The sequence below is a fragment of the Pseudoxanthomonas beigongshangi genome (assembly GCF_016820515.1).
In the GTDB taxonomy this organism is placed as follows: Bacteria; Pseudomonadota; Gammaproteobacteria; order Xanthomonadales; family Xanthomonadaceae; genus Pseudoxanthomonas_A; species Pseudoxanthomonas_A beigongshangi.
In genome coordinates this window covers 30,765-53,073 of the sequence record NZ_JADHDV010000017.1, presented here as the reverse complement: position 1 = coordinate 53,073, position 22,309 = coordinate 30,765, and the positions used below count along the sequence as shown (strand labels likewise).

The 22,309-nt window shown below is 67.7% G+C and carries 21 protein-coding genes; 19 read left to right on the top strand and 2 right to left on the bottom strand.

The features are described 5' to 3' along the window. Window positions 1–84: 84 nt before the first annotated feature. Window positions 85–621, bottom strand: a complete 537-nt coding sequence (gene ppa, locus IQ458_RS13490; protein WP_183639312.1) for an inorganic diphosphatase — start codon at window positions 619–621, stop codon at window positions 85–87. Between the two features lie 197 nt (window positions 622–818). Between ppa and IQ458_RS13485 the strand changes: the two genes are divergently transcribed. The 3 genes from IQ458_RS13485 to IQ458_RS13475 all read left to right on the top strand — a co-directional run bounded on the left by IQ458_RS13485 (window position 819) and on the right by IQ458_RS13475 (window position 2,831). Further along, window positions 819–1,607, top strand: coding sequence for a lytic transglycosylase domain-containing protein (locus IQ458_RS13485; protein ID WP_183639310.1), 789 nt, complete (start codon window positions 819–821; stop codon window positions 1,605–1,607). A 121-nt stretch (window positions 1,608–1,728) separates the two neighbouring features. After that, window positions 1,729–2,232: a hypothetical protein gene (locus tag IQ458_RS13480; protein ID WP_183639308.1), complete on the top strand. Its 504-nt coding sequence runs from the start codon at window positions 1,729–1,731 to the stop codon at window positions 2,230–2,232. An 89-nt stretch (window positions 2,233–2,321) separates the two neighbouring features. Further along, a complete protein-coding gene (locus IQ458_RS13475) occupies window positions 2,322–2,831 on the top strand; it encodes a CcdC protein domain-containing protein (protein ID WP_203323149.1) in 510 nt (169 codons plus the stop codon). An 18-nt stretch (window positions 2,832–2,849) separates the two neighbouring features. Here the strand turns inward: IQ458_RS13475 and IQ458_RS13470 are convergent, their stop codons facing one another. After that, window positions 2,850–3,485, bottom strand: a complete 636-nt coding sequence (locus tag IQ458_RS13470; protein ID WP_183639304.1) for a Rossmann-fold NAD(P)-binding domain-containing protein — start codon at window positions 3,483–3,485, stop codon at window positions 2,850–2,852. 173 nt (window positions 3,486–3,658) lie between these two features. Here IQ458_RS13470 and IQ458_RS13465 point away from each other — a divergent pair, with 173 nt between their 5' ends. The 16 genes from IQ458_RS13465 (at window position 3,659) to IQ458_RS13390 (ending at window position 22,250) form a co-directional block, all read left to right on the top strand. Then, window positions 3,659–4,060 carry a hypothetical protein gene (locus IQ458_RS13465; protein ID WP_183639302.1) on the top strand — a complete coding sequence of 134 codons (402 nt, stop codon included), beginning with the start codon at window positions 3,659–3,661 and terminating at the stop codon, window positions 4,058–4,060. Between the two features lie 206 nt (window positions 4,061–4,266). Next, the gene (locus IQ458_RS13460) at window positions 4,267–4,659 is read left to right on the top strand and encodes an EF-hand domain-containing protein (protein ID WP_141455490.1); all 393 of its coding nucleotides are present in this window, start codon (window positions 4,267–4,269) and stop codon (window positions 4,657–4,659) included. A 163-nt stretch (window positions 4,660–4,822) separates the two neighbouring features. Continuing rightward, window positions 4,823–5,161 (top strand): EF-hand domain-containing protein, encoded by a 339-nt coding sequence (locus IQ458_RS13455; RefSeq protein WP_183639298.1) that lies wholly within the window; start codon window positions 4,823–4,825, stop codon window positions 5,159–5,161. Window positions 5,162–5,216: 55 nt separating this feature from the next. Beyond that, on the top strand, window positions 5,217–5,564 hold the full coding sequence (locus IQ458_RS13450; protein WP_183639297.1) for a hypothetical protein: 348 nt from the start codon (window positions 5,217–5,219) through the stop codon (window positions 5,562–5,564). A 151-nt stretch (window positions 5,565–5,715) separates the two neighbouring features. Then, on the top strand, window positions 5,716–6,432 hold the full coding sequence (locus IQ458_RS13445) for an HAD family hydrolase (protein ID WP_183639295.1): 717 nt from the start codon (window positions 5,716–5,718) through the stop codon (window positions 6,430–6,432). Between the two features lie 200 nt (window positions 6,433–6,632). Next, window positions 6,633–7,103: a hypothetical protein gene (locus IQ458_RS13440; RefSeq protein ID WP_183639293.1), complete on the top strand. Its 471-nt coding sequence runs from the start codon at window positions 6,633–6,635 to the stop codon at window positions 7,101–7,103. An 83-nt stretch (window positions 7,104–7,186) separates the two neighbouring features. Next, window positions 7,187–7,666 (top strand): hypothetical protein, encoded by a 480-nt coding sequence (locus tag IQ458_RS13435; protein ID WP_183639291.1) that lies wholly within the window; start codon window positions 7,187–7,189, stop codon window positions 7,664–7,666. A 111-nt stretch (window positions 7,667–7,777) separates the two neighbouring features. Beyond that, window positions 7,778–8,794: a sugar kinase gene (locus IQ458_RS13430; protein WP_328805185.1), complete on the top strand. Its 1,017-nt coding sequence runs from the start codon at window positions 7,778–7,780 to the stop codon at window positions 8,792–8,794. A 249-nt stretch (window positions 8,795–9,043) separates the two neighbouring features. Then, complete coding sequence (locus tag IQ458_RS13425; RefSeq protein ID WP_192198015.1) at window positions 9,044–9,883, top strand: HpcH/HpaI aldolase/citrate lyase family protein; 840 nt, start codon at window positions 9,044–9,046, stop codon at window positions 9,881–9,883. Between the two features lie 97 nt (window positions 9,884–9,980). Next, the gene (locus tag IQ458_RS13420) at window positions 9,981–12,392 is read left to right on the top strand and encodes a sodium:solute symporter (RefSeq protein WP_203323147.1); all 2,412 of its coding nucleotides are present in this window, start codon (window positions 9,981–9,983) and stop codon (window positions 12,390–12,392) included. Window positions 12,393–12,474: 82 nt separating this feature from the next. Then, window positions 12,475–13,350, top strand: a complete 876-nt coding sequence (locus IQ458_RS13415) for a LysR family transcriptional regulator (protein ID WP_183639284.1) — start codon at window positions 12,475–12,477, stop codon at window positions 13,348–13,350. 278 nt (window positions 13,351–13,628) lie between these two features. Then, a complete protein-coding gene (locus IQ458_RS13410) occupies window positions 13,629–15,836 on the top strand; it encodes a TonB-dependent receptor (RefSeq protein ID WP_192198013.1) in 2,208 nt (735 codons plus the stop codon). Window positions 15,837–15,859: 23 nt separating this feature from the next. Continuing rightward, window positions 15,860–17,167 carry a serine hydrolase domain-containing protein gene (locus IQ458_RS13405; protein WP_203323146.1) on the top strand — a complete coding sequence of 436 codons (1,308 nt, stop codon included), beginning with the start codon at window positions 15,860–15,862 and terminating at the stop codon, window positions 17,165–17,167. Continuing rightward, the gene (locus tag IQ458_RS13400) at window positions 17,164–18,114 is read left to right on the top strand and encodes a ribokinase (protein WP_183639278.1); all 951 of its coding nucleotides are present in this window, start codon (window positions 17,164–17,166) and stop codon (window positions 18,112–18,114) included. Before IQ458_RS13405 ends, IQ458_RS13400 begins: the two co-directional genes overlap by 4 nt. A gap of 26 nt (window positions 18,115–18,140) precedes the next feature. After that, the gene (locus tag IQ458_RS13395) at window positions 18,141–20,327 is read left to right on the top strand and encodes a formylglycine-generating enzyme family protein (RefSeq protein ID WP_203323145.1); all 2,187 of its coding nucleotides are present in this window, start codon (window positions 18,141–18,143) and stop codon (window positions 20,325–20,327) included. Window positions 20,328–20,330: 3 nt separating this feature from the next. After that, the gene (locus IQ458_RS13390) at window positions 20,331–22,250 is read left to right on the top strand and encodes a glycoside hydrolase family 127 protein (RefSeq protein WP_235996841.1); all 1,920 of its coding nucleotides are present in this window, start codon (window positions 20,331–20,333) and stop codon (window positions 22,248–22,250) included. The last annotated feature ends 59 nt before the right edge of the window (window positions 22,251–22,309 follow it).

The window sequence follows — 22,309 nt, the reverse complement described above, 5'->3', positions numbered from 1 at the left end:
TCGGAACCGCCGCCTCATGCGAACAACCATGCAAACAAAAAGCCCGCCGATGGCGGGCTTTCTGCTGTGCGATGCGGGGCCGGCTTACTTCTTCAGTTCGGCGTAGCGCTGCATCGCGTCGACCAGCACCTGCTTGGCGTCGGCGGCGTTGCCCCAGCCGTCCAGCTTCACCCACTTGCCCTTCTCCAGATCCTTGTAATGCTCGAAGAAGTGGCCGATGCGCTCCAGCCAGTGCGGGCTGACCTGGTCGATGTCGGTGATGTGCTTGTAGCCGGAGAACACCTTCTCCACCGGCACGGCGAGCAGCTTCTCGTCGCTGCCGGCCTCGTCGCTCATGCGCAGCACGCCGACCGGGCGGCAGCGGATGACCGAGCCGGGGATCAGCGGCAGCGGCAGCACCACCAGCACGTCGGCCGGATCACCGTCGCCGCACTGGGTGTTGGGCACGTAGCCGTAGTTGCAGGGATAGCGCATCGGGGTGGAGAGGATGCGATCGACGAAGATCGCCCCGCTTTCCTTGTCCACTTCGTACTTCACCGGTTCCGAATCCTTCGGGATTTCGATGATGACGTTGATTTCTTCCGGCGGGTTCTTGCCGGTGGAAACGTGGTCCAGACCCATGATGCGTGTGCTCCAGAGCGTGCGGAATGACAGGGCCGGCAATTCTACGCGCTTGCCTGTTGCGGCGCAGCAGGGGCGGGCCGGAGGACTTTCCGGGAGGGGGCCGGAATCCCGGCGTGGCCGGGCTGCCGGGCCAGCCGTCGCCGGTTCGCCATGGGGGTTGCGGCTCAGCTTGCCGGCCCTAGAATCCGCCCCGTATGCGCGGCCCCTCCGTCCTGCTGGTCTGTCTGCTGGCCTTCCTGGCCGGCTCCGGCGTGCCCGACGCCCAGGCGCGGACGGTCTACCGCTGCGTGCGCGACGGCACCGTCAGCCTGGCCACCGCGCCGGAGCCGGGCTCGCGCTGCCAGGCCAGGGAAATCGACGACAATGCCGTGCAAACCCCGAACCTGTGGGGACGGATGGGCATCTTCAGCGGCACCCTGTACGAACGCGAGCAGGACGGCCAGCTGGTGTACAGCACCCGCAACCTGCCCGGGTCGCGGGTCTACCTGAAGTTCACCGTGGCCACCCCGCCGGGCGAGCCGGCCCATCCGGGCCTGGGCAAGGTCGGCAAGCCGCGCCTGAACATGTATCCCGTGGATTTCCGCACGGCGGCGAAGAAGACCGGCGTGGACGATGCCTGGCTGCGCGCGATTGCCCATGCGGAAAGCGATTTCGACGCCAAGGCGGTGTCCTCCAAGGGTGCCAAGGGCGTGATGCAACTGATGCCGGAGGTGGCGACCGAGTACGGGGTGACCGATCCGTTCTCCTCCACCCAGTCCATCGATGCCGGCGCGCGCCATCTCAGGCAATTGATGCGGCGCTACAAGGGTGACCTGACCCTGGTGGCGGCGGCCTACAACGCCGGCATCGGCACCGTCGCCCGGTACGGCGGGGTGCCGCCCTATGCGGAAACCCAGGAATACGTGGCCAAGGTCACCGCCCTGTACGACCTGTACCTGCGCGCGCTCGGCCGCAAGAGCGCCCCCGAACGCCCGGCGCAGTGACCGGCCGATGATGCGCATCCGCGCGTCGTTCCGGCCCGCGCGGCATTTCTTCACTTCCACATCCCCCGCGCGGGCCTATGGTCTTCACAGGCTGGAAGACAGCCGCCCACGGGAGAACGCCATGAAACGACGTGTTTTCAGCGCTCCGGACCTGGGCACCGCGGAACAGGCCATGGGTGCCGCGCTCCGACTCGGCATCCGTCCCGGCCACGCCGCGGTCCTGGCCCAGTCCGACATCGAGATGACCCAGGTCCCCGATGCCGAGAAGGAAGCCTCGCCGACCGATTTCATCCCCGCCGCCTGGCGCGGAATCGTCGGCGGTGGCGTCATCGGCCTGGTCGGTGGCCTGATCGGCATGTGGCTGCCGCAGGCCGGATTCCATGCGCTTGGGGTGATCATCACCACGCTGGTGGGCGCGACGGTCGGTGGCTGGTCCGCCGCGCTGGCCGGATCCACCGTGCCCAGCGAGGTCCGCCGCGACTACGAGCGCGAAATCGAAGCTGGCCGCCTGCTGGTGGTCATCGATGGCGAGGACGATGCGTTGCTGGACCGCGCCAGCCAGGCGATTGCCGCCACCGACGGCATGCAGCCGCTGCGGCAGGTGCCGCACGGACTGCTGCGCTGAGTTTCCCCCGCAACTGATGACAACCGTCACTGGTCCCGGCGCCCTGCCGGGACCTAAGGTGGGCGCCAACCAATCCCTGGACGCCCGCCATGCCTGCCGCCGCCCTGCCAGCCCTGACTCCCTATCTCGTCACCGCGGGAATCGGCTGGATCATGTATCGCCGCATCCGCCGCAGCTTCGGCCGCCAGCCCTGGCAGCCCAAGCGCACCGTGTTCCGCCTGGTCCTGATGGTGCTGCTGCTGGGCATGCTGCTGTTCGGCGCCGCGTTCCTGCCGGGCGTGGCGGCGGGTGTGGCCACCGGGCTGGCGGGTGGCTCGCTGCTGGGCGGATTCGCGCTGCGGCACACGCGGGTCGAATGGCACGAAGGGCTGCCGACCTACGTGCCGAACCCCTGGTTCGGCGGCATCCTGACCCTGCTGCTGGTCGGCCGCCTGGCGTGGCGCTGGTCGCAGGGCGCGTTCGCCGACGGTGCGGCGGCCTCCGCGCAACAGGCCAGTCCACTGACGATGGGATTCGCGGCGGCGCTGGTCGGCTATTTCCTGCTGCTCAACGCCGGCCTGTGGTGGCGCATGCGACGCCTGCACGCCACGGTTGGCTAACCGGATATCGGCCGAGAATCAGCGGGCAATCGCTTCGGACTCGATGATCCGCGTGCCGGGCGTCGCCGCATGGGCAGCCTCCAGCAGCGCGGCGGCCACCGCGGTGGCCGGCACCACCCGGTAGCGTGCGGGCACCAGCGGTGCGAGCGTGGTCAGCAGGCGCAGCGCGAGGTGTTCGCCGGCGCGCCGGCGCGGGCGTTCGCCGCCCAGCAGGGAAGGGCGGATGAAGGTGAGCGAATCGAAGCCGCAGGCGGACAGGGCCTGTTCCAGTTCTCCCTTCGTGCGCGAGTAGAAGATCCGCGAATCCGCGCGAGCGCCGGCGGCCGAGGTGACCGCCAGCGTGCGTGCGCCATGCTGGTGCAGCAGGCGGGCGAGCGCGAGCGGATAGTCGAAGTCGACCCGGCGAAAGGCATCGCGCGAGCCGGCGTCGCGCAGGGTGGTGCCCAGGGCGCAGATCATGGCGTCGGCGCGCCAATGGTCGGCCGTCGGATCCAGGCGCTCGAAATCGATGATCGGGTTCGACAATCGCGGATGCGGGGCCAAGGGCCGACGGGTCGGTGCGATGACCCTGCCGATGTGGGTATCGGCCAACGCGAGTGCCAGCACCGCCTGGCCCACCAGCCCCGTGCTCCCCGCCACCAACAGACGTTCCATCCCGTTCCTCCCGTGGCCGTTTTCCGCCGTGGCACGAGCCGACATCCCGCCACGCCTCCGGCCACGGTCCGGCGCGCGCATCACGTATCCTATGCCATCGCCGTCGAACGCCGCCGGCACCTGCACGATCCGCGTTGCCGGATCCCTCGCGTGACGGGAGCACGCAAGAACGCATGAACCTGCCCCTGCACTTCGGATTCCTCGGCGCGCTGGAAGCCTGCTTGATCGCTTTCGCCATCGGCCTGCTGGTCTACGCCGGCTGGCAGGCGATCTGCCGGGCACTGGGCTGGTCGATCGGGCATGCGATCGGATGGTCGTGCGTGATTGCGGTAATCATCGGCGCCGGCATCGATATCTGGAACCTGTTCTACCTGGGCATGGTGAAGCTGGAGTCGCCGCTGTACGCGCGCATTGCGCTGAAAGCCATCCACGATCCGGACGCGCTGGGCACCCGCGTGGTCCTGGAGATCATCGGCGCATTGACCGGCGTGGTGATGGGTTGGCAATGGTTCAGCCGAGCCTGGCGTGAAGGGTCCGTTCGCCGGGAAGAAAAAAACACGCGGATTGAACACTGATCTGACGTGTGCATCACGCTGCGATACGCCTTGCACATAGCCATCACGTATCGCTAACGAACGATGTAATCGAAAAAAAATCGTGGGTGGTTAAGCCTGCGTGCACATTCATTTCGCGCCGCAGGATTGATTCAGAAGCACAACGGCATCGTCGGCATCGTGCGCTACAGGACGCACTTCCTAATTCCATAACGGAGCAAACGACGATGACCAAGAACAACACCCGCAAGCCGCTGATTGCCCTGATCGCCCTGGGTGCCGCCGTCGCCATGCCGATGGCGTTCGCGCAGGATACGCAGGCCCAGCAGCAGCCGCAGCAGACCCAGCAGGCCGAGCCGACGCAGCAGGCGCAGCCGACCACGGATCAGGCGGCGGGCGGTGCGGAGCAGTCCGCCCAGCAGTCGACCCAGTCGGGCAGCCAGCAGGGTTGGGCCGATATCGACAAGGACGGTGACGGCAACATCACCAAGGAAGAGGCCGCCGCCAATGCCGGCCTGTCCCAGGTGTTCGACAAGGCCGATGGTGATGCCGATGGCAAGCTGACTGCCGACGAGTACAAGGCGTTCGTCGAAAAGAACTACAGCGAGCCGCAGAAGTAAGTCGCGCAACGCGGTCGTCATGACCGCAGGGTGACGGCGCAGCGCACCGTCATCGCGCCCGCGGAGGGCGGCACCGCCGCCCTCCGTCTCCAGGCGAGCCGTTGTTCCCCGTGTCCGGATGCACGCATCGGCGGGTGTACGAACGCAGCAACAGGAGGAGCGCATGAAATCATCATCTCCCCGGTTCCATCTTCCGCTGGCCCTGCTGGTCGCCGCATTGGCGGCATCCGCGCCGGGCATGGCGCAGGACCGCGACGCCCAGGAGCAACGCCAGGAGACGCCTCCGCGGCAGGCCGACACACCGCCGGCCAATGACGCGGCCACGCCCGCGCCCCGGCCGTTCGAAGAGCTTGACGCCAATGGCGATGGCAGCATCGCCAAGGACGAAGCCGCGGTCGATCCCGCATTGACCCAGGCTTTTGGAACCCTCGACCAGGACGCCGACGGCAAACTCGCACCCGCCGAGTACGCCGCCTACAAGCCGGCCGGCAACGGCCGCTGATCTTTTCACCCGCCGCGGCACGATCCGCGATCGGCGCGGCCAGAGGAGGACATGAATGAATTCCTTTTTCCACAGCAACACGCAGGACCGCCCGCGTCCCACCTGGTGGTTGGTGGCGATGCTCGGTGGCGCGCTTGCGTTGACGGCATGCAGCAAGACGCAGGACGAAACGACGATGCCGCCGTCCGACACCGCACCGCCGGCGGAAACCACGCCGCCACCGTCGGAACCGGCGACCACGCCGCCACCCGCCGATCCGAGCGCACCGCCGACCACGGATCCGAATGCACCGCCGACGACCACGCCGCCGCCGGCAGACGGCACCACGCCGCCGGCCAGCGATCAGACGCCGCCGCCTCCGGGTGATTCCGGCAGCGGCAGCAGCACGCCGCCGGCAAAGTAACGGCGCGCGGCGCGCTTCCCGTTCCAGTGGTACCGGAACGGAAGTTCGCGCGACACGGTTCACGACCAAGGAAGAGGGCGGCCTTCGGGCCGCCCTCGGCATGTCCGGCGGCTGCTATGCTGCGCGCCCCCACGATCAGGAGGCCGCACGCATGGGCATACGCTGGGTCGGTTTCGACGGCGACGACACCCTCTGGAAGAGCGAGGACTATTACAGGCAGGCCGAGCAGGATTTCGAGGCGATCCTGGCCGGTTACATCGATCTGGCCGATCGCCGCATGCAGCAGCACCTGCTGGATACCGAGCGACGCAACCTCAAGGTGTTCGGCTATGGGGTGAAGGGCATGACCCTGTCGATGCTGGAAACCGCGATCCAGCTGACCGACGAGCGCATCAGCGCGCGTGATCTGCATCGCGTCCTGGAGATTGGCCGCGCCACCCTGCAGCATCCGGTCGATCTGTTGCCGGGAATCCGCGAGGCGGTCGAAGCGATCGCGCGCGATCACGAAATCGTCCTGATCACCAAGGGCGACCTGTTCCACCAGGAAGCCAAGATCGCGCAATCCGGACTGGCCGATCTGTTCCACCGCATCGAAGTGGTGTCGGAAAAGGATGTGTCCACCTACACGCGCGTGCTGCAGGAACTGGAAGTGGCGCCCGCGCAGTTCGCGATGATCGGCAATTCGCTGCGCTCGGACATCGAGCCGGTGATCCAGCTCGGCGGCTGGGGCATCCACATGCCTTACCACGTCACCTGGGCGCTGGAAGCCGAGCATGGCCTGGGCGCGGAGGTGCCGAACCTGGTGACGGTGGCCGCCGCAGTCGAACTGCCGGCCGCGCTGGCGGGGATCGAGGCCCGTACCGGCTGAGGGCGTCCCGGCGTTCTCCCGGGAATCGGGGCCGGAAAAGGAGCCTGGTTGAACGGAAGGTATCCGCCTCCAGCGGGAGCCGGGGAAGGCCCGCCGGGTTAAATCCGGGTTCACGCGTCAGGCGACATCTTTCACACACAGGTCCGCGGGACAGGACCTTTCACCTATGGGCCCGGCGAGACGGGCCACCGGAGGATGTCATGGCAAGCTTCTCACTCACGCGTCTGCTGGCTCCCACTGTCCTGGCCGCCGGTCTCGGACTGGCGGCGCTGGCGCCTTCGCCGGCCCGCGCGGACGACGATCTGGTCCGGGTCATCGTGGACGTGGCCGATGTCATCTACCACGGCGGACAGCCCTACTACCGCCACGGGTACGGGGATCGTTACGGCTACGGCAATCGCGTGATCGTGGTGCGCGATCGCTACCACCGTCCGACCTACTACCGCTACGTGCCGCGGCAGTATTACCGCACGCCGCCGCGCGGCAACGCCTACGGCTACTACCGCAACAACCCGCATTACGTGCGTTACGTCGATCGCGACCGCTATGATCGCTACGACCGTTACGATCGCCGTGACCGGTATGACCGGCGTGATCGGGATCGCTGGGACGACGACGATCGCCGCTGGCGCCGCCACGATGGACGTGGCCGCCATCACGACGACGATTGATCCGATACCCATCGCATGACCAGCGGGCGGCCGGTGCACACCGGCCGCCTGCAATGACACCGGCGCTGCGGCACAATGCGCGCATGCCTGCGCCCCGTTTCCTCCGCACCACCCTTTTCCCCGGCCTGATCGCGCTCGTCGTGGCGGCGGGCGCCGCGCAGGGCACCACGCCCGCGCCAGCCAGGACCGAAGCGGCTGAATGGCCCGGGAGCGGGGACGCGTCGGTGGATCGCCACCTCAAGGACATCAACGACTACGCGGCGCGCTATCCGGCGGCCTTCGCCGATGAGATGGCGCGTTACTACAGCGTGCCGCGCGCCTATGTGGAAGCGATGATGAAACAGCCGGACTGGTCCGCCGGCGACATCTACATGGCCTGCGCGGTGGCGCAGGTGGCCGGCCAGCCGTGCCGCGCGGTGGTGCGCGAATGGTCGCGCGATCACGCCGGCGGTTGGCGCGCGGTGGCCGAACGCCTGGACGTGCGCCCCGGTACCGCCGGCTACCGCCGCCTGCGCAAGGGCCTGGACGACACTTATCGACGTTGGGAGCGTCCCGAGCCCTGAGCAGAGCGGCGGCGATCGGGCGACCTTGTCTCCGTTTCAATGCGATGCGCGCGCCAGCGCCTGCGGCACCGTACACTCCGGGACCGTTACATGCATGGACAGGGAGGCGGAGTGGGGAAGGTTGTCTGTTTTGGCGAACTGCTGCTGCGGCTGGGCGCGCCCGGTCGCGGGACCCTGCTGCAAACGCCTTCGCTGGAGGTGCATGTCGGTGGCGCCGAGGCGAACGTCGCGGTGTCGCTGGCCCGCTTTGGCCACGCCGCGCACATGGTCGGCGCGGTGGCCGACAATGCGCTGGGCCAGGCCGCGACCGGAGAATTGCGCCGGCATGGGGTCGATATCTCGGCGGTGCAGCGGCTGCCTGGACGGATGGGCCTCTATTTCCTCACTACGGGCGCGATCCACCGGCCCTCGCAGGTGCTCTACGACCGTGCCGGTTCGGCCTTCGCGCAGGCCGGCGGTGGTTGCCATGACTGGCCCGCGCTGCTGGCCGGCGCCGATTGGCTGCATGTGTCCGGGGTGACGCCGGCGCTGGGCGCGGACGCGGCGCGGGGCACGCTGGAAGCGATGCGCGCCGCGCGCGCGGCGGGCGTCCGGGTGTCCTTCGACGGCAACTATCGCCCGCAGCTGTGGCAGACATGGGATGGCGATGCGCCGGCGCTGCTGCATGGCCTGATGGCCGAGGCCGACGTGATGTTCGCCAGCCATCGCGACATCGAAGTCGTGCTGGGACGCTCGTTCGATGGCGCCACCGCGCAGGAACGCTTCGCCGTCGGCGCGCAGGCCGCGTTCGCGGCGTTTCCGCGATTGCAGCGGATGGCCGCGACCGTGCGCGTGCAGCGCAGCGTGGATCACCATGCCCTGTCCGCGGTCGCGCTGCGGCGCGACGGGCGCCTGCTGGGAACGCCGGAGTACGAGATTCCGGGCATCGTCGACCGCATCGGTACCGGCGATGCGTTCGCCGCCGGCGTGCTGCATGGCGATCTGACCGGCCGGGACGACGCCGACGCGTTGCGTTTCGGCCTGGCGGCGGGATGCCTCAAGCATTCGCTGCCGGGCGACTTCAGCACCCTGGATGTCGCCGAGGTCGATGCCTTCCTGACGCAGGCGGGGTTCGACGTGCGCCGTTGACCGCGCGGCGACGGGTTGCATCGCAGCAAACCGGGCCCATCCGGGCGCGCGGCCAGGGGCGCGCTTGTCGTCGCGGGTGTTTCGCGGCGCGCACGCCTGCCGCGACACGGGGCCGGGATCACCGCCACGGCAAGGCGTGACGCGGCGGCGGTGGCATATCGCAAGCAAATGTTGGGTCTGAAGATGCCGGGCGCGACTTTTCTTTGTGTCCGCATCGTTGAAACTGCCCCGCCATGAAGAGTGCGGTCCATGCGTAGCAAGTTGTTCGTGCCCGGCAGTCGCCCGGAACTGTTCGCCAAGGCGATGGCGAGCGGTGCCGACGCGATCTCCTTCGACCTGGAGGACGCCGTGCCTCCCGGGCGCAAGGCGGAGGCGCGCGCGAACCTGGCGCAGTTCCTGGCGGGCGCGGACCTGCCGGCCGGCAAGGTGATCATCGTGCGTACCAACGCGCCGTCTTCGCCGGAGTTCGAGGCGGACCTGGCCGCGCTCGCGGGCCGCCGGGTGGATCTGCTGAACCTGCCCAAGATCGAGCAGGCCCGGGACGTCACCACGGCGGTGGTGGCGATGGCCTCGCTGCTGGCGACCGAGCAGGCGCCGGAATTGCTGATCAACATCGAGACGCCGCTGGGCCTGCGCAACGCCGCCGACATCGCCCGCGCGCATCCGCGCGTGGCCGGACTGCAACTGGGCCTGGGTGACCTGTTCGAGCACCTGGGCATCGATCGCCGCGATCCGGCCAACCTGCACGCGGCGATGTACGCCCTGCGCATGGCCGCCGCCGAAGCCGGCGTGTTCGCCTATGACAGCGCCTATCCGGACCTCGCCGACGAAGCGGGATTCCGGACCGAGGCGGGCATCGCCCGCCGGCTGGGCTATCTGGGCAAGAGCTGCATCCATCCCCGCCAGATCGACCTGGCCAATGCCGTGTTCCAGCCTTCCGGCGAAGAGATCGCGCGGGCGCGGCGGATCGTCGCGGCCGCCGCCGAGGCGGCGCGGCAAGGACGTGGCGCCTTCCTGCTGGAAGGACGCATGATCGATCCTCCCTACCTGCACCGTGCGCAAGCCATCGTCGCGGCGGCGGAGGCATGAAGATCGCGGGGGAGCGCAGGGGATTGCCATCCACGCGGCGCGTTCCGGATGCGCCGGATGCCGCGACCACACCGAATTTCGAAAGCATGGAAACACGATGAGCCGAACCGCCTTCCTGCCCGTATCCAAGGAGGCGACCGGCTTCCTGCGCGCCGCGCTATGCCTGTTGCTGCTGCTGTGCGCGGCCGTTCCCGGCGTGCACGCCGAGAGCCTGACCTCGGTCGAACGCGATGCGCTGCCGGCGCTGCCTGCCGGCGCGCACGTGGAGATGCTGAGATCGATCGAGGACCGTCCGCTTGCGCTGGGCAGCGATGGCGCGTGGGTCCTGTCGGCCGATGGCCGCCAGTGGCAGGCGCTGTCATGGCCTGGCGGCGCCGCGCCACGCGTGCTGGACGCCGGCGGTGATGGCCGTCGCCTGTTCGCGCTGATGTCCGTCGGAACCGGACCGGCGCGGATCGAGGAACTTCGGCTCAGCGGAAACAGCCTCGCCCGCCAGTCGATGCCCGCGCTCCCGCTGGCGCTGAGCGGCGCACGCTTCGCCATCCTGGGCGAAAACCTGTACGTGATGGGCCTGGGCGACGGCACGCCTCGCCTGTGGCGTACCGTATTGAACGGGCCTGCCGCGTGGGTCGACGGCCCGGCGTGGCCGGAAGGCGCCTCGGGCGGCGAGTTGCTGGCGCAGACCAACGCGCTCTACCTGATCGGCACCGGCACGACCTCGCAACCGTTGTGGCGCTGGACGGCCGATCACGGGTGGGAAACCAAGCCGGCGGTGCCGGGCACGCGCCTGCCGGGTTCGGCGCGCGCGATGGGACAGGCGCATCTGCTGATGCTGGTGCGCGACAATCGCGGCACGCACCTGATGACCTATCACACCATCACCAGCGCCTGGGCCACGCTGCCGGCGACGGTTGGCGACGACGTGCTGCTGGCCACCGGCTGGCGCAACGGCCTGGTCTGGATGACCGGCGATGGCAAGGGCGGGCAGGTCATCGAATCCGCGCAGCTGGCGTCCGGAAAACACCTGCTGAAGTGGATGGACTGGCTGGTGATCATCATCTACCTCGCGTCGATGATCGGCATTGGCATGTACTTCTACCTGAAGGAAAAGCGCAATTCGACCTCGGACTTCTTCGTCGGCGGGCGCAGCATTCCGTTCTGGGCGGCAGGCGTGAGCCTGTATGCCACCAACACCAGTTCGATCAGTTTCATCGCCATTCCGGCCAAGGCGTTCGAGACCAACTGGCAGTACATGACCAACAACCTGATCGCCGTGCTCGGGCTGATGTTCGTGGCGGTGTGGATCGTGCCGCTGCTGCGCCGGCTGGACCTGATGTCGGTGTTCTCGTACCTGGAAACCCGCTTCCACCCTGCCATCCGCATGCTCGCCAGCGCGCTGTGCATCGCTATGCAGGTCGGCGCGCGGATGAGCGTGATCCTGTTCCTGCCCGCGCTGGCGATCGCCACCATCACCGGCATCAGCGTGGTGTGGAGCGTGATCCTGATGGGCGTGTTCACCATCATCTATACCGCGATGGGCGGCATGAAGGCGGTGATCTGGACCGACTTCGTCCAGGTATTCGTGAAGATGGGGGGCGCGATGTTCGCCATCGGCTTCATCATCTGGCACTTGAAGGGCGGTGCGCCGGAGTTCTTCGCCACCGCGATGGCCGAGCAGAAGATGCATACGCTCGACTTCAGCTTCGACCTGACCAAGGCCACGGTGTGGGGCTTCATCTTCCTGGTGATCTTCGACGTCGTGCTGACCTTCCCCAAGGACCAGGTGTTGATGCAGCGCACTCTGTCCACCAAGTCGGACAAGGAGGCCGGGCGTTCGATCTGGGCGTTCGCCGCGATCATGATTCCCGGTGGTTTCATCTTCTACGGTATCGGCACGGCGCTGTTCGTCTACTACAAGAACAACCCCGAGCGCCTGAATCCGCTGCTGCCGATCGATGCCACCTTCCCGCTGTTCATCGCCGCCGAACTGCCGCCGGGCGTGACCGGGCTGATCATTGCCGGCATCTTCGCCGCCGCGATGGCCACGCTGTCGAGCATCATGAACAGCGTTGCCACCCTGATCTCGGTCGACTTCTACGAGAAGCTGTCGAAGAAGGCCGACCAGAAGAAGAGCGTGCTGTTCGCCGAGATCACCACGGTGATGGTCGGCCTGGTCGGCATCGGCCTGGCGCTGCTGCTGTCGCGCTACGACATCCATTCGCTGTTCGACATCTCGATCGAGTTGGCCGGCTTGCTGGGCGGTGGTTTCGCCGGCGCGTACACGCTGGGCATGTTCACCCGCCGGGCCAATTCACCAGGCGTTGCGATCGGTATTGGCTCGAGCATCGTGCTGACCTTCCTGGCCTGGTCGATGGACCTGGTCCATCCGTACTTCTACCTGGCCATCTCGATCCTGCTGTGCATCGTCATCGGCTACCTGGCCAGTCTGCTGTTCCCGGCGCCGCAACGCTCGCTCAAGGGCCTGACCATCTACCGCGATGCGGAGTAACCGCGCTTTCCGCCCCTGCCGTTGGTCCTGTCGCGCGCGCGGCGGGGCTCCTGTAGCCTGAGCGCACGCCAGGGGGAGACACGTGGATACCCAGTTCCTGAACACCTTCGTCACCGTGGTCGACCGCGGCTCGATGGCGGCGGCCGCGCGTGAACTGAACATCACGCCGGCGGCGGTGGCGCAGCAGATCCGCACCCTGGAACGCGAACTCGGTGCATCGCTGATCGCGCGGGTGGGGCGGACCGTGAGCGTCACCGAGGAGGGCTCGCGGATCATCCAGCGGGCCCGCGATCTGCTGCGCGACGTGGCCGACATGCGCAGCGTCGCCAACGACAGCGCGGTATCCGGCGAACTACGCCTGGGGGCCTGCCCGACCGCGCTGGCCGGCATGCTGCCGGATATCCTGGCGCGGATGGTGGAAACGTTTCCGCAGATCAACGTGTTCATCAAGCCGGGCTACTCGGCGGATCTGTACCGCGCGGTGGAGTCGGGCGAGCTGGACGCGGCCATCGTGCTGCAGGCGCCGTTCTCGCTGCCCAAGACCTGCCAGTGGCAACTGCTGCGCGAGGAACCGCTGGTGGTGCTGGCGCCGGCGGCGATGGCTGGCCGCGACCCGCACGAACTGCTCGCCACCCAGCCGCTGATCCGCTACGACCGCAACCAGTGGGGCGGCCGCCAGGCCGACGAGTACCTGCGCAGCGCCGGCATCGTTCCGCACGAGCGTTTCGAACTCAACGCCCTCAACGCCATCGCGGTGATGGTGGACCGCGGCCTGGGCGTTTCGCTGGTGCCCAACTGGGCGCGGCCCTGGCCGGAGGGGCTGGACCTGGTCCGGATTCCGCTGCCCAACGAATGCGTGCCGCGCCGCATCGGCATGGTCTGGTCGCGCTCGACCGTGCGCATCCGCCTGGTCACCGTCCTGCTGCAGGAAAGCCAGGCGGTTTCGCAGCTGTCCTGAACACGCGCGATGCTGCACTGCATCGATACCGTCGACCGGGATCACCCAACAAAAACTAGGCTCTGAACATAGGCGCGAAGGATTCTTTCCGTGACGGCGTGCACCTAGGCTCTGTCGACATTGTCGAGGCTGTCGCCGGCGTCTGGGAGGAACGTCTGGCAGCGCGGGCGCCATTTTCTCCGCCGCCCGCGGATGCGCAACAACAACAAGAACGCTATCGGGGAGCCCTGCGGCCTGCGCCGCGGTTCTCGCAGCCCACCATCTCAGAGAAGAACACCATGAAGCACGTGCCCGCCGCATTCGGCGTATTCCTGCTGGCCGCCGCCGTCAGCGCCAGCGTCAAGGCCCAACAGAACACCCCGCCGCCGCCGGACGAGGCGTCGAAGGCCGGGGAAGTGGAAGCCACCAATCTCGACCAGGTGATCGTGACCGGCGTGCGCACGCCGAAGGCGGTGGACAAGATTCCGGGCGCGATCACCCTGGTGTCCAAGCAGGAAGTCGAGCGCACGCTCGGCCTGACCGAGGACGCCACCGCTGTCCTGGCGCGGCAGGTGCCCGGCTATTCGGAATCCTCGCAGGCGATGAGCAATACAGGCGAGACGCTGCGCGGACGTATCGCGCTGCGCCTGTTCGATGGTATCCCGCAGACCTCGCCCCTGCGCGAGGGCAACCGCTCCGGTACCTTCACCGACATGGGGCTGGTGGGCCGCATCGAGGTCATCAATGGTCCCTCGGCTTCCGAGGGCATCGGCGCGCAGGGCGGCATCATCAACTACCTGTCCAAGACGCCCACCAAGGACGGCAGTGAAACCACCGTCACCTCCCGCTACAGCACGCAGAACGGCAGCGACAGCGGAGGCTGGAAGCTGGGCGTGAACTATGCCTACAAGGCGGATGATTTCGACCTGCTGACCGCCGCCTCCTTCATCGACCGCGGCATCTCCTACGATGGCCGTGGCCGTCGCATCGGCATGAACGCCAGCGGCTCAATCTCGGATTCAAAATCGGACAACCTGTTCATCAAGTGGGGCATGAACTTCGGCGAGGCCGGAGAGCAGCGCATCCAGGGAACCTTCAGTCGCTTCAACGTGCAGGGCAACAACAACTATCACTGGGTTCCCGGCGATCGCGAGCAGGGAATCACAGATACCGCCGAGCGTGGCCGGATTCCTGGCTCGAAATCGGAATTCAACGATTTCACCCAGTTCGCTTTCTCCTATACCCACGGTGATTTCTTCGCCGGCACGCTGAAGGTCGACCTGTACAAGGCGGACCAGGCCATGCGCTATCCGGCCGAAAATGGAGACGACAGGCAGGATCCGGACATCGCACCGATGGGCACGCTGTGGGACCAATCCGAAATCCACTCCAACAAGCAGGGCCTGCGCACGGCCTGGACGCGTCCGCAGCTGTTCGGCGTGGACGGATTGGAAATGCGCGCCGGCCTGGATCTGGTCGAGGACGAAACCGAGCAGAGTCTGGCGCTGACCAACCGGGTCTGGGTGCCGCCGATGACCTACAAGAGCACCGCGCCCTACCTGCAGCTGTCCTACGACATCGGGCCGGTGACCCTGAGCGGCGGCGTGCGCCGCGAGGACGGAGAACTGTCGGTGGATGACTACACCACCACCTGGTTCCGCGATCGCCGCTCTGTGCAAGGCGGAAAGCTGTCCTACGAGGAGACGCTGGTCAACTTCGGCGCGATTTGGCGCCTGCCTGCCGGCTTCTCCGTGTTCGCATCCTACGGCGAGGGCTTCGGCCTGCCGAATGTGGGTATTCCGCTGCGCAACATCCAATGTTCCAACGATTCGCCGGAAGGCACCCAGCCCGATGGCTGCCCGAACGATCCGCAGGCCACCGTGGCCGGCATCCTCGACCTGCAGCCGATCATCGCCGACAACCGCGAGGTTGGCCTGAACTGGCAGGGCCAGCGCGGCAGCTTTGGCCTGTCGCATTACAAGTCGGAGTCGGACTTCGGCGTATCGCTGGCGGTGGATCCGATCAGCCGCGACTTCGTGATGGTGCGCGCGCCGGTGGAGATCAAGGGCTACGAATTCAACGGTGAGTACAACTTCAGCGATAAGTGGAAGGCAACCGCGCTGTATTCCCGCATCCGCGGCAAGACCACGTTCGTGACCAACGGGCCGCTGGATAAGGAAATGGGCATCAACGACATCAGCCCCGACAAGATCGGTGCGTCGCTGACCTGGAACTTCCTGCCGCGGGGCAACGTGATCCTGGGTGCGACCCAATGGCTGGATCGCGACATCAACGAGGGACGTGCGGGCGAAGAACACACCAAGGGCTACACGCTCTACGATCTGACCGTCAACTACGAGACCGAGAAGTACGGCAAGTTCACCCTGGGCGTGGAAAATCTGACCGACAAGTTCTACATCCTGAGCTGGTCGCAGATCGACTTCTACCGCAACTATTTCGCCGGCCGCGGCCGCGTGATCTCGCTGACCCACACCATCAACTTTTGAAACGGACGACTCCCCCACGTCGGATGTTTCAGGCAACGCACGGGCGGCGGGTGTGGCCGCTGCTGATGGCCGCGCTGATGGCCGTGCACACGGCGCGGGCGCAAGACCCGGTGGTGGACCTTCCGTCCGCGGCATCCGCCGCGGCGGAAGGTTTCTCTCCAGTCCGCCTGCAGCGGCTGGATGATTCCCTCGAACGGGCGACCGGACCGGAGGGCTACCTCGGTGCGGTGGCCCTGATCGTGCGCGACGGCAAGGTCATCACGGTGCAGGCGCACGGCAGCCATGATCTCGCGCGCAGCCGGCCGATGACGGAGGATGCCATCTTCCGCATCTATTCGATGACCAAGCCGATCACCTCGGTGGCGGTGCTCCAGCTGATGGAGCAGGGCAAGCTGGGCCTGGACGATCCGGTGAGCCGCTACCTGCCGGCGTTCAAGCACATGCAACGCTTCGCCGGCGGCACGGCGGACAAGCCGGTGCTGGTGCCGGCGCAACGTCCCATCACCCTGCGTCAGCTGCTGACCCATACCGCGGGTTTCGCCACCGGCGGCGAGGGCTTCGAGGAAGCCACCCGCCTGCTGGAACGCGCCGACCTGCACGATTCACCGGATCTGGCGACCTTTGCCTCGCGACTGGCGGCGGTGCCGCTGGCGACCGAACCCGGAACCCGCTTCAAGTACGACGGCACCGGCATCGAGGTGCTGGCGCGCGTGGTCGAGGTGGTGAGTGGAGAGTCCTTCGAAGCGTATGTGCGCGGACATATCCTTGCGCCGCTGCGCATGCGCGACACCGGATTCAGCGTGCCGGAAGCCGCGCGCGGGCGCGTGGTCGATCTGACCCGCATGGGCGCCGACGGTCGGCTTGGGCTGGACGACAGCCGCAGCGCACGGCAACCGGGGGTGTCCCTCAATGCCTATCCCAGCGGCGCGGGTGGACTCTACTCCACGATTTCCGACTATGCGCGGTTCTGCCAGATGCTGCTGGCTGGCGGCGCGCTGGATGATCAGCGCATCCTCGGCCGCAAGACCGTGGACCTGATGATGATGAACCACCTCCAGGGACAGCTCGATCCGCCGGTTACCGAATTCAGCCGCGCCGAAGGCTTCGGCCTGGGGGGCTCGGTGATCCTGGACGTAGCCGGGCGCGGGCGATTGGGTTCGGTCGGCGCGTTCGGCTGGTCCGGCGCGGCCTCGACCTATTTCACGATTGACCGGCAGGAACGCCTGATCGCGATCCTGTTGCTGCAGCACCTGCCCGACGGCCAGGCGCACGATCTTCCCCGTCTCGCCACGCCTTTCTACAACCTGGTCTACCAGGCACTGGAACCATGACCGCAACACCCAGGCACATCCTCGTCGCCGGCTCGGCGAATCTCGATTTCGTCGTCCGCGCCGCGCACGTGCCGGCCCCGGGCGAAACGGTACTGGGGCGCGACTTCGCCACCTTCCCGGGCGGCAAGGGCGCCAACCAGGCGGTGGCGGCGGCGCGCGCCGGCGGCGCGCCCACCCGCATGCTGCTGGGACTGGGCGAGGATGCGTTCGCCGCGACCCTCGAGGATTCATTGCGCGGCGCCGGCGTGGAACCGGTGATCGTGCGATCCCGAAAACTGCCCACGGGCACCGCCTTCATCTGCCTGTCCGACGACGCGGAGAACGCGATCACGGTCGCACCCGGCGCCAACAACGCGCTGCGGGCCAGCGATCTGCCGCCGTTGGCCGCGGTGTCGCACCTGCTGCTGCAACTGGAGACCCCGATAGAAACGGTCACGGCCTATGCCGCGACCGCGCGCCACGCGGGAGTCACGGTGGTGCTCAACGCCGCACCCGCGCGGTCGCTGCCCGATGCGCTGCTGCGCGCGGTCGACGTGCTGATCGTCAACGAAGGCGAACTCGAAGCGCTGGCGGGATCCGCCGGCGGCATCGCCGATCGCCTTGCCCGCCTGGCCGTGCCCTGCGTGGTGGTCACCCTGGGTGCGCGCGGCTGCATCGCGCGCAGCGCCGAGGGCCTGTTCCTGCAACCGGCGTTCCGGGTGGACGCCGTCGATACCACCGCCGCCGGCGACACCTTCTGCGGTGCGCTGGCCGCGCGGCTGGCGCGGGGCGACGTCCTGGCCGATGCATTACGCTACGCCTGCGCGGCGTCGGCGCTGGCCTGCACGCGCCTGGGCGCGCAGGCCTCGGTGCCCGCGCGCGAGGCGGTCGAAGCCTTCCTGCGCGACGCGCCGGCCACCACCGCGCAGGCGCGCGAGGCATTGGCCGCGCAGTTCGGCCTGACCTGAATCCCCCTCCCTGAAAGAACCACGCCATGACCGCCGCACCGGATCCGTTCCCTCCCGCCCACGACGACGACGCGCCGCGCCACGTGCCGAAGACCGAATACAAGTTCTCGCACGTCACCACCCAGCGCTATCTGCCGACGCCGGGCAAGGCGCCGGGTTGGCCATTCGCCGAGATCGGCCACTGGAAGATCGACGTCAACGCCACGTCGGCCGACTGGATCGCCGAACTGCGCGACTGGCGCCGCGAACATCTGACCCGCATCGGCTACGACGACGCCAACTACCGACGCCCCGAGCTGCAATGGGCGCAGCGCAACTTCGTGCATGCGCAGATGATGGTGGAGGATCGCTATTTCTACGATCCGGCAGCCGGCCGCTACACCGTGGATCGCTACCTGGATGATCTGGAGCAGCGCTTCGGCGGGCTGGACAGCGTGCTGCTCTGGTACGTCTATCCGAATATCGGCATCGACGATCGCAACCAGTTCGACATGGCCGCGGATCTCCCAGGTGGCCTGGCCGGCCTGAAAAGCGCGGTCGATGATTTCCATCGACGTGGCGTCAAGGTGTTCCTGCCGACCATGCCCTGGGACAACGGCACCCGCGCGCAGGGCGAGGCGGACTGGCAGGCCATCGCGCGGCTGGTGAAGGAAGTCGGCGCCGACGGCATCAACGGCGACACCTACAACGGCGTGCCGCGCGCGTTCTTCGATGCCTGCGATGCGCTCGGCCAGCCGGTGGTGGTGCAGCCGGAATCCACGATCAGCGCCGAGGAACACCTGATCTGGAACGTACAGAGCTGGGGCAAGAAGGCACCGAACGAGGTCATTCCGCCGGTCGCCAAGTTCAAGTGGCTGGAACCGCGCCACATGATCAACTACGAGAACCGCTGGGGCCGCGACCGCAACCACGATCTGCAGTACATCTTCTTCAATGGCATTGGTTACAACGCCTGGGAGAACATCTGGGGCCTGTGGAACCAGTTCACCCCGCGCGACGCCGAATCGCTGCGCCGCGTCGCCACCCTCGAGCGCCGCTTCGCACCGCTGATGGTCAGCCGTGACTGGACGCCCTACTACCCGACCTTGCAGGCGGGCGTGTTCGCCAGCCGTTTCCCGGGCGAGGGCCAGGTGCTGTGGACGCTGGTCAACCGCAACGAGTACGACGTGGAAGGCGAACAACTGGCGCTGCCGCACCAGCCGGGCCGCCAGTACTTCGATGCCTGGCACGGGGTGGAACTGCAACCGCTGATCACGGGTGACCAGGCGGTGCTGGAGATGAACCTGGAAGGCCGCGGGTTCGGCGCGGTGCTGGCCTTGGACGAAGGCGTTGAGATCGAAGGCTTGCCTGCGTTCCTGTCGCTGATGGCGGATCTGGCGCGGGTGCCGCTGCGCACGCTGTCCAACCGCTGGCACGCCATTCCGCAGCGGATCACGCCGATCGCGCCCACTGACGTGCGCGCGCAGGCACCGGAAGGCATGGTGACCGTGCCGGCCGGCGAGTTCGTGTTCGTGGTCGGCGGCGTGGAGATCGAGGGCCAGACCTGGGAAGGGCTGGACGTGCAGTATCCGTGGGAGGGCAGTGCGCGCCGGCATCACCGGAGGCGGATGGCGATGAAGGCGTTCCACATCGATCGCCATCCGGTCACCAACGCCCAGTTCAAGCGGTTCCTGGAGGCCAGTGGCTACGCGCCGCGCGACGTGCACAACTTCCTGCGCGACTGGCAGGACGGTGCACCGCGCCCGGGTTGGGAAGACAAGCCGGTCACCTGGGTCTCGCTGGAGGACGCGCGCGCCTATGCCGAATGGGCGGGCAAGCGCCTGCCGCGTGAATGGGAATGGCAATACGCCGCGCAGGGCACCGACGGGCGGTTGTATCCGTGGGGCAACGAATGGCGCGCCGATGCGGTGCCGCCGGTGAACCGCGGGCGCCGCCTGCTTCCGCCGGCTGATGTCGGCGCGTATCCACAGGGTGCGAGCCCGTTCGGTGTGGAGGATCTGGTTGGCAACGTGTGGCAGTGGACCGACGAGTACGCCGACGAACACACCCGCGCGGCGATCCTGCGCGGCGGCAGCGCCTATCAGCCGCAGACTTCGCACTGGTATTTCCCGCAGGCGTACCGGCTGGATCAGCATGGCAAGTACCTGCTGATGGCACCGAGCAAGGATCGGTCCGGCATGCTCGGTTTCCGTTGCGTGGTGGACGCGGAGTAGGGCATGGCGGTGAATGCACAGGCCCCGCGGGGCGATCGCTTCGTTCCCGCGCCCGCGGGCGCGGTGGTGCTGGGCGGCGTGCTGGGCGAGGCCATCGAGGCCAGCCGGCGAGGCCGCCTGGGCCATTTCATCACCGGCCCGGACAGCCCGGCGATCGCGATCTTCCATCCCGAGCACACTCGCGAGAATCTGGAAGGCGACTGGTACGGCGAACACGCGGGCAAATGGTTGTACGCCGCCGCCCGCGCGGTGGCGCGCAGCGGCGATGTCGACCTGCGCGACAACCTGCGCGCGGTGGCCGACTACCTGCTGTCCCGCCAGGCCGACGACGGCTACCTGGGCAACTACGCGCCCGAGCGCCGCTTCATGCGTCCGCAGCCGCCCAAGCCGGTCAGCTGGGATGGCGCGCCGGCCTGGCGGACCTGGGACATCTGGACCCACAGCTATCTGATCCTCGGCCTGATCGAAACCTGGCGCGCGCTGGGCGACGAGCGCTACCTGGCCGCCGCGCAACGCATCGGCGATCTGTGCTGGCGCACGCTGGGCGAAGGCGGCATCGACATCACCTCGCTCGGCAACCACTTCGGCATGTCGGCCACGGTGCTTATGGATCCGGCGGTGGAACTGCATCTGGCGACCGGCGACCTGCGCTACCTGGAACTGGCCGAGCGCATCGCCGAACAGGCCGACGCCGAGCCGCGGCTGGGGCTGATCCGGCGCGCGCTGGAAGGTGCCGACGCGTCGGAAATCGCCACCGGCAAGGCCTACCAGCTGGCCTGGAACCTGGTCGGTCTGGCCAAGCTGCACCGGGCGACCGGCAAGGCGCGCTATCGCGACGCGGTCGATCACCTGTGGCGCAACATCCGCGATCACCACCTGACCCTCGGTGGCGGTCCCTGGGGCGGGGTGGCGCATCGCTCGCGCGAAGTGTTCAATCCCGCCGGCGTGTTCAGCCCGCAGGCCTATGTGGAAACCTGTTCGGTGCTGGCATGGCTGCAGCTCAATCGCGAGCTGCTGCGGATCACCGGGCATGCGCGCCATGCCGAGGAAATCGAGCGCATCGCCTACAACGATCTGCTCGGCGCCGCCGCGCCCAACGGCGAGGACTGGTGCTACTACTCGTTCCCGAATGGCCCGCGCGTCCACACCACCTATTGGCGCTGCTGCAAGTCCAGCGGCGCGATGGCGTGGGAGGAACTGCCACCGCTGGCCTACGGCGTGGCCGAGGACGGCGCGTTGCAGGTCAATCTCTACGCGCCCGGACAGGTGCGGCTGGCTTTGCCAAAGGGTGAAGTGGGGATCGTCCAGTCGGGCGGTTACCCGTTCGCGGACGACGTGACCCTGACACTGCAACCGGCGCAGGCGATGCGCTTCGCCCTGCGCCTGCGCGTGCCCGCCTGGACCGAAGGCGCCCGCGTGACAGTGAACGGCGAGGTGCTGGATGCCGGAATCGCGCCGGGAGAGTGGCTGGATATCAGCCGTGACTGGCAGCCGGGCGACGTCGTGGCGCTGCGCCTGCCGATGACGCCGACGCTTCATCTCCGTCGCAGCCGCAACGTGCAGGAATCGCGCGCGCCGGACGGTTCACCGGTGCGCCAGCAGGTGCTGCGCTACGACTACGTCGGCCTGACCCGGGGACCGCTGGTGTACGCGACGGGGCTGATTGACGGATTCAAGCACGAGGAAGCGGTGCGCCTGCCGGACGCGCCGCCGGCGCGATGGCTGCGTGAACTCGCCGCCGCCGATGGCGGTCCGGGCATGGACGTGGAGATGCAACTGGATGGCCGCGCGCCGCTGCGCTTCGCGCCGTACTACCGCGCCGGCGGCCGCGAGGATGGCGCGTGGCGGCTGGGCTGGCTGTCGCTGGCGCCGGATCCCGTCGCCTGGGCGGATCCGCCGGATGCCGGCCGGGCCATGGAGTAGCGGAGTGCGCGTGCCGGGCAAGCAAGAATTTGTCGCCGCTGAAAATATGCGGTCCCGCT

Bases quoted from the DNA above. Each gene is read 5' to 3' on its own strand.
- IQ458_RS13460 (WP_141455490.1), top strand. From the start codon at position 4,267: ATGACCAAGAACAACACCCGCAAGCCGCTGATTGCCCTGATCGCCCTG.
- IQ458_RS13425 (WP_192198015.1), top strand. From the start codon at position 9,044: ATGCGTAGCAAGTTGTTCGTGCCCGGCAGTCGCCCGGAACTGTTCGCC.
- ppa (WP_183639312.1), bottom strand. From the start codon at position 621: ATGGGTCTGGACCACGTTTCCACCGGCAAGAACCCGCCGGAAGAAATC.
- IQ458_RS13400 (WP_183639278.1), top strand. From the start codon at position 17,164: ATGACCGCAACACCCAGGCACATCCTCGTCGCCGGCTCGGCGAATCTC.
- IQ458_RS13440 (WP_183639293.1), top strand. From the start codon at position 6,633: ATGGCAAGCTTCTCACTCACGCGTCTGCTGGCTCCCACTGTCCTGGCC.
- IQ458_RS13480 (WP_183639308.1), top strand. From the start codon at position 1,729: ATGAAACGACGTGTTTTCAGCGCTCCGGACCTGGGCACCGCGGAACAG.
- IQ458_RS13395 (WP_203323145.1), top strand. From the start codon at position 18,141: ATGACCGCCGCACCGGATCCGTTCCCTCCCGCCCACGACGACGACGCG.
- IQ458_RS13470 (WP_183639304.1), bottom strand. From the start codon at position 3,485: ATGGAACGTCTGTTGGTGGCGGGGAGCACGGGGCTGGTGGGCCAGGCG.
- IQ458_RS13485 (WP_183639310.1), top strand. From the start codon at position 819: ATGCGCGGCCCCTCCGTCCTGCTGGTCTGTCTGCTGGCCTTCCTGGCC.
- IQ458_RS13410 (WP_192198013.1), top strand. From the start codon at position 13,629: ATGAAGCACGTGCCCGCCGCATTCGGCGTATTCCTGCTGGCCGCCGCC.
- IQ458_RS13405 (WP_203323146.1), top strand. From the start codon at position 15,860: ATGTTTCAGGCAACGCACGGGCGGCGGGTGTGGCCGCTGCTGATGGCC.
- IQ458_RS13435 (WP_183639291.1), top strand. From the start codon at position 7,187: ATGCCTGCGCCCCGTTTCCTCCGCACCACCCTTTTCCCCGGCCTGATC.
- IQ458_RS13390 (WP_235996841.1), top strand. From the start codon at position 20,331: ATGGCGGTGAATGCACAGGCCCCGCGGGGCGATCGCTTCGTTCCCGCG.
- IQ458_RS13465 (WP_183639302.1), top strand. From the start codon at position 3,659: ATGAACCTGCCCCTGCACTTCGGATTCCTCGGCGCGCTGGAAGCCTGC.
- IQ458_RS13455 (WP_183639298.1), top strand. From the start codon at position 4,823: ATGAAATCATCATCTCCCCGGTTCCATCTTCCGCTGGCCCTGCTGGTC.
- IQ458_RS13450 (WP_183639297.1), top strand. From the start codon at position 5,217: ATGAATTCCTTTTTCCACAGCAACACGCAGGACCGCCCGCGTCCCACC.
- IQ458_RS13475 (WP_203323149.1), top strand. From the start codon at position 2,322: ATGCCTGCCGCCGCCCTGCCAGCCCTGACTCCCTATCTCGTCACCGCG.
- IQ458_RS13420 (WP_203323147.1), top strand. From the start codon at position 9,981: ATGAGCCGAACCGCCTTCCTGCCCGTATCCAAGGAGGCGACCGGCTTC.
- IQ458_RS13445 (WP_183639295.1), top strand. From the start codon at position 5,716: ATGGGCATACGCTGGGTCGGTTTCGACGGCGACGACACCCTCTGGAAG.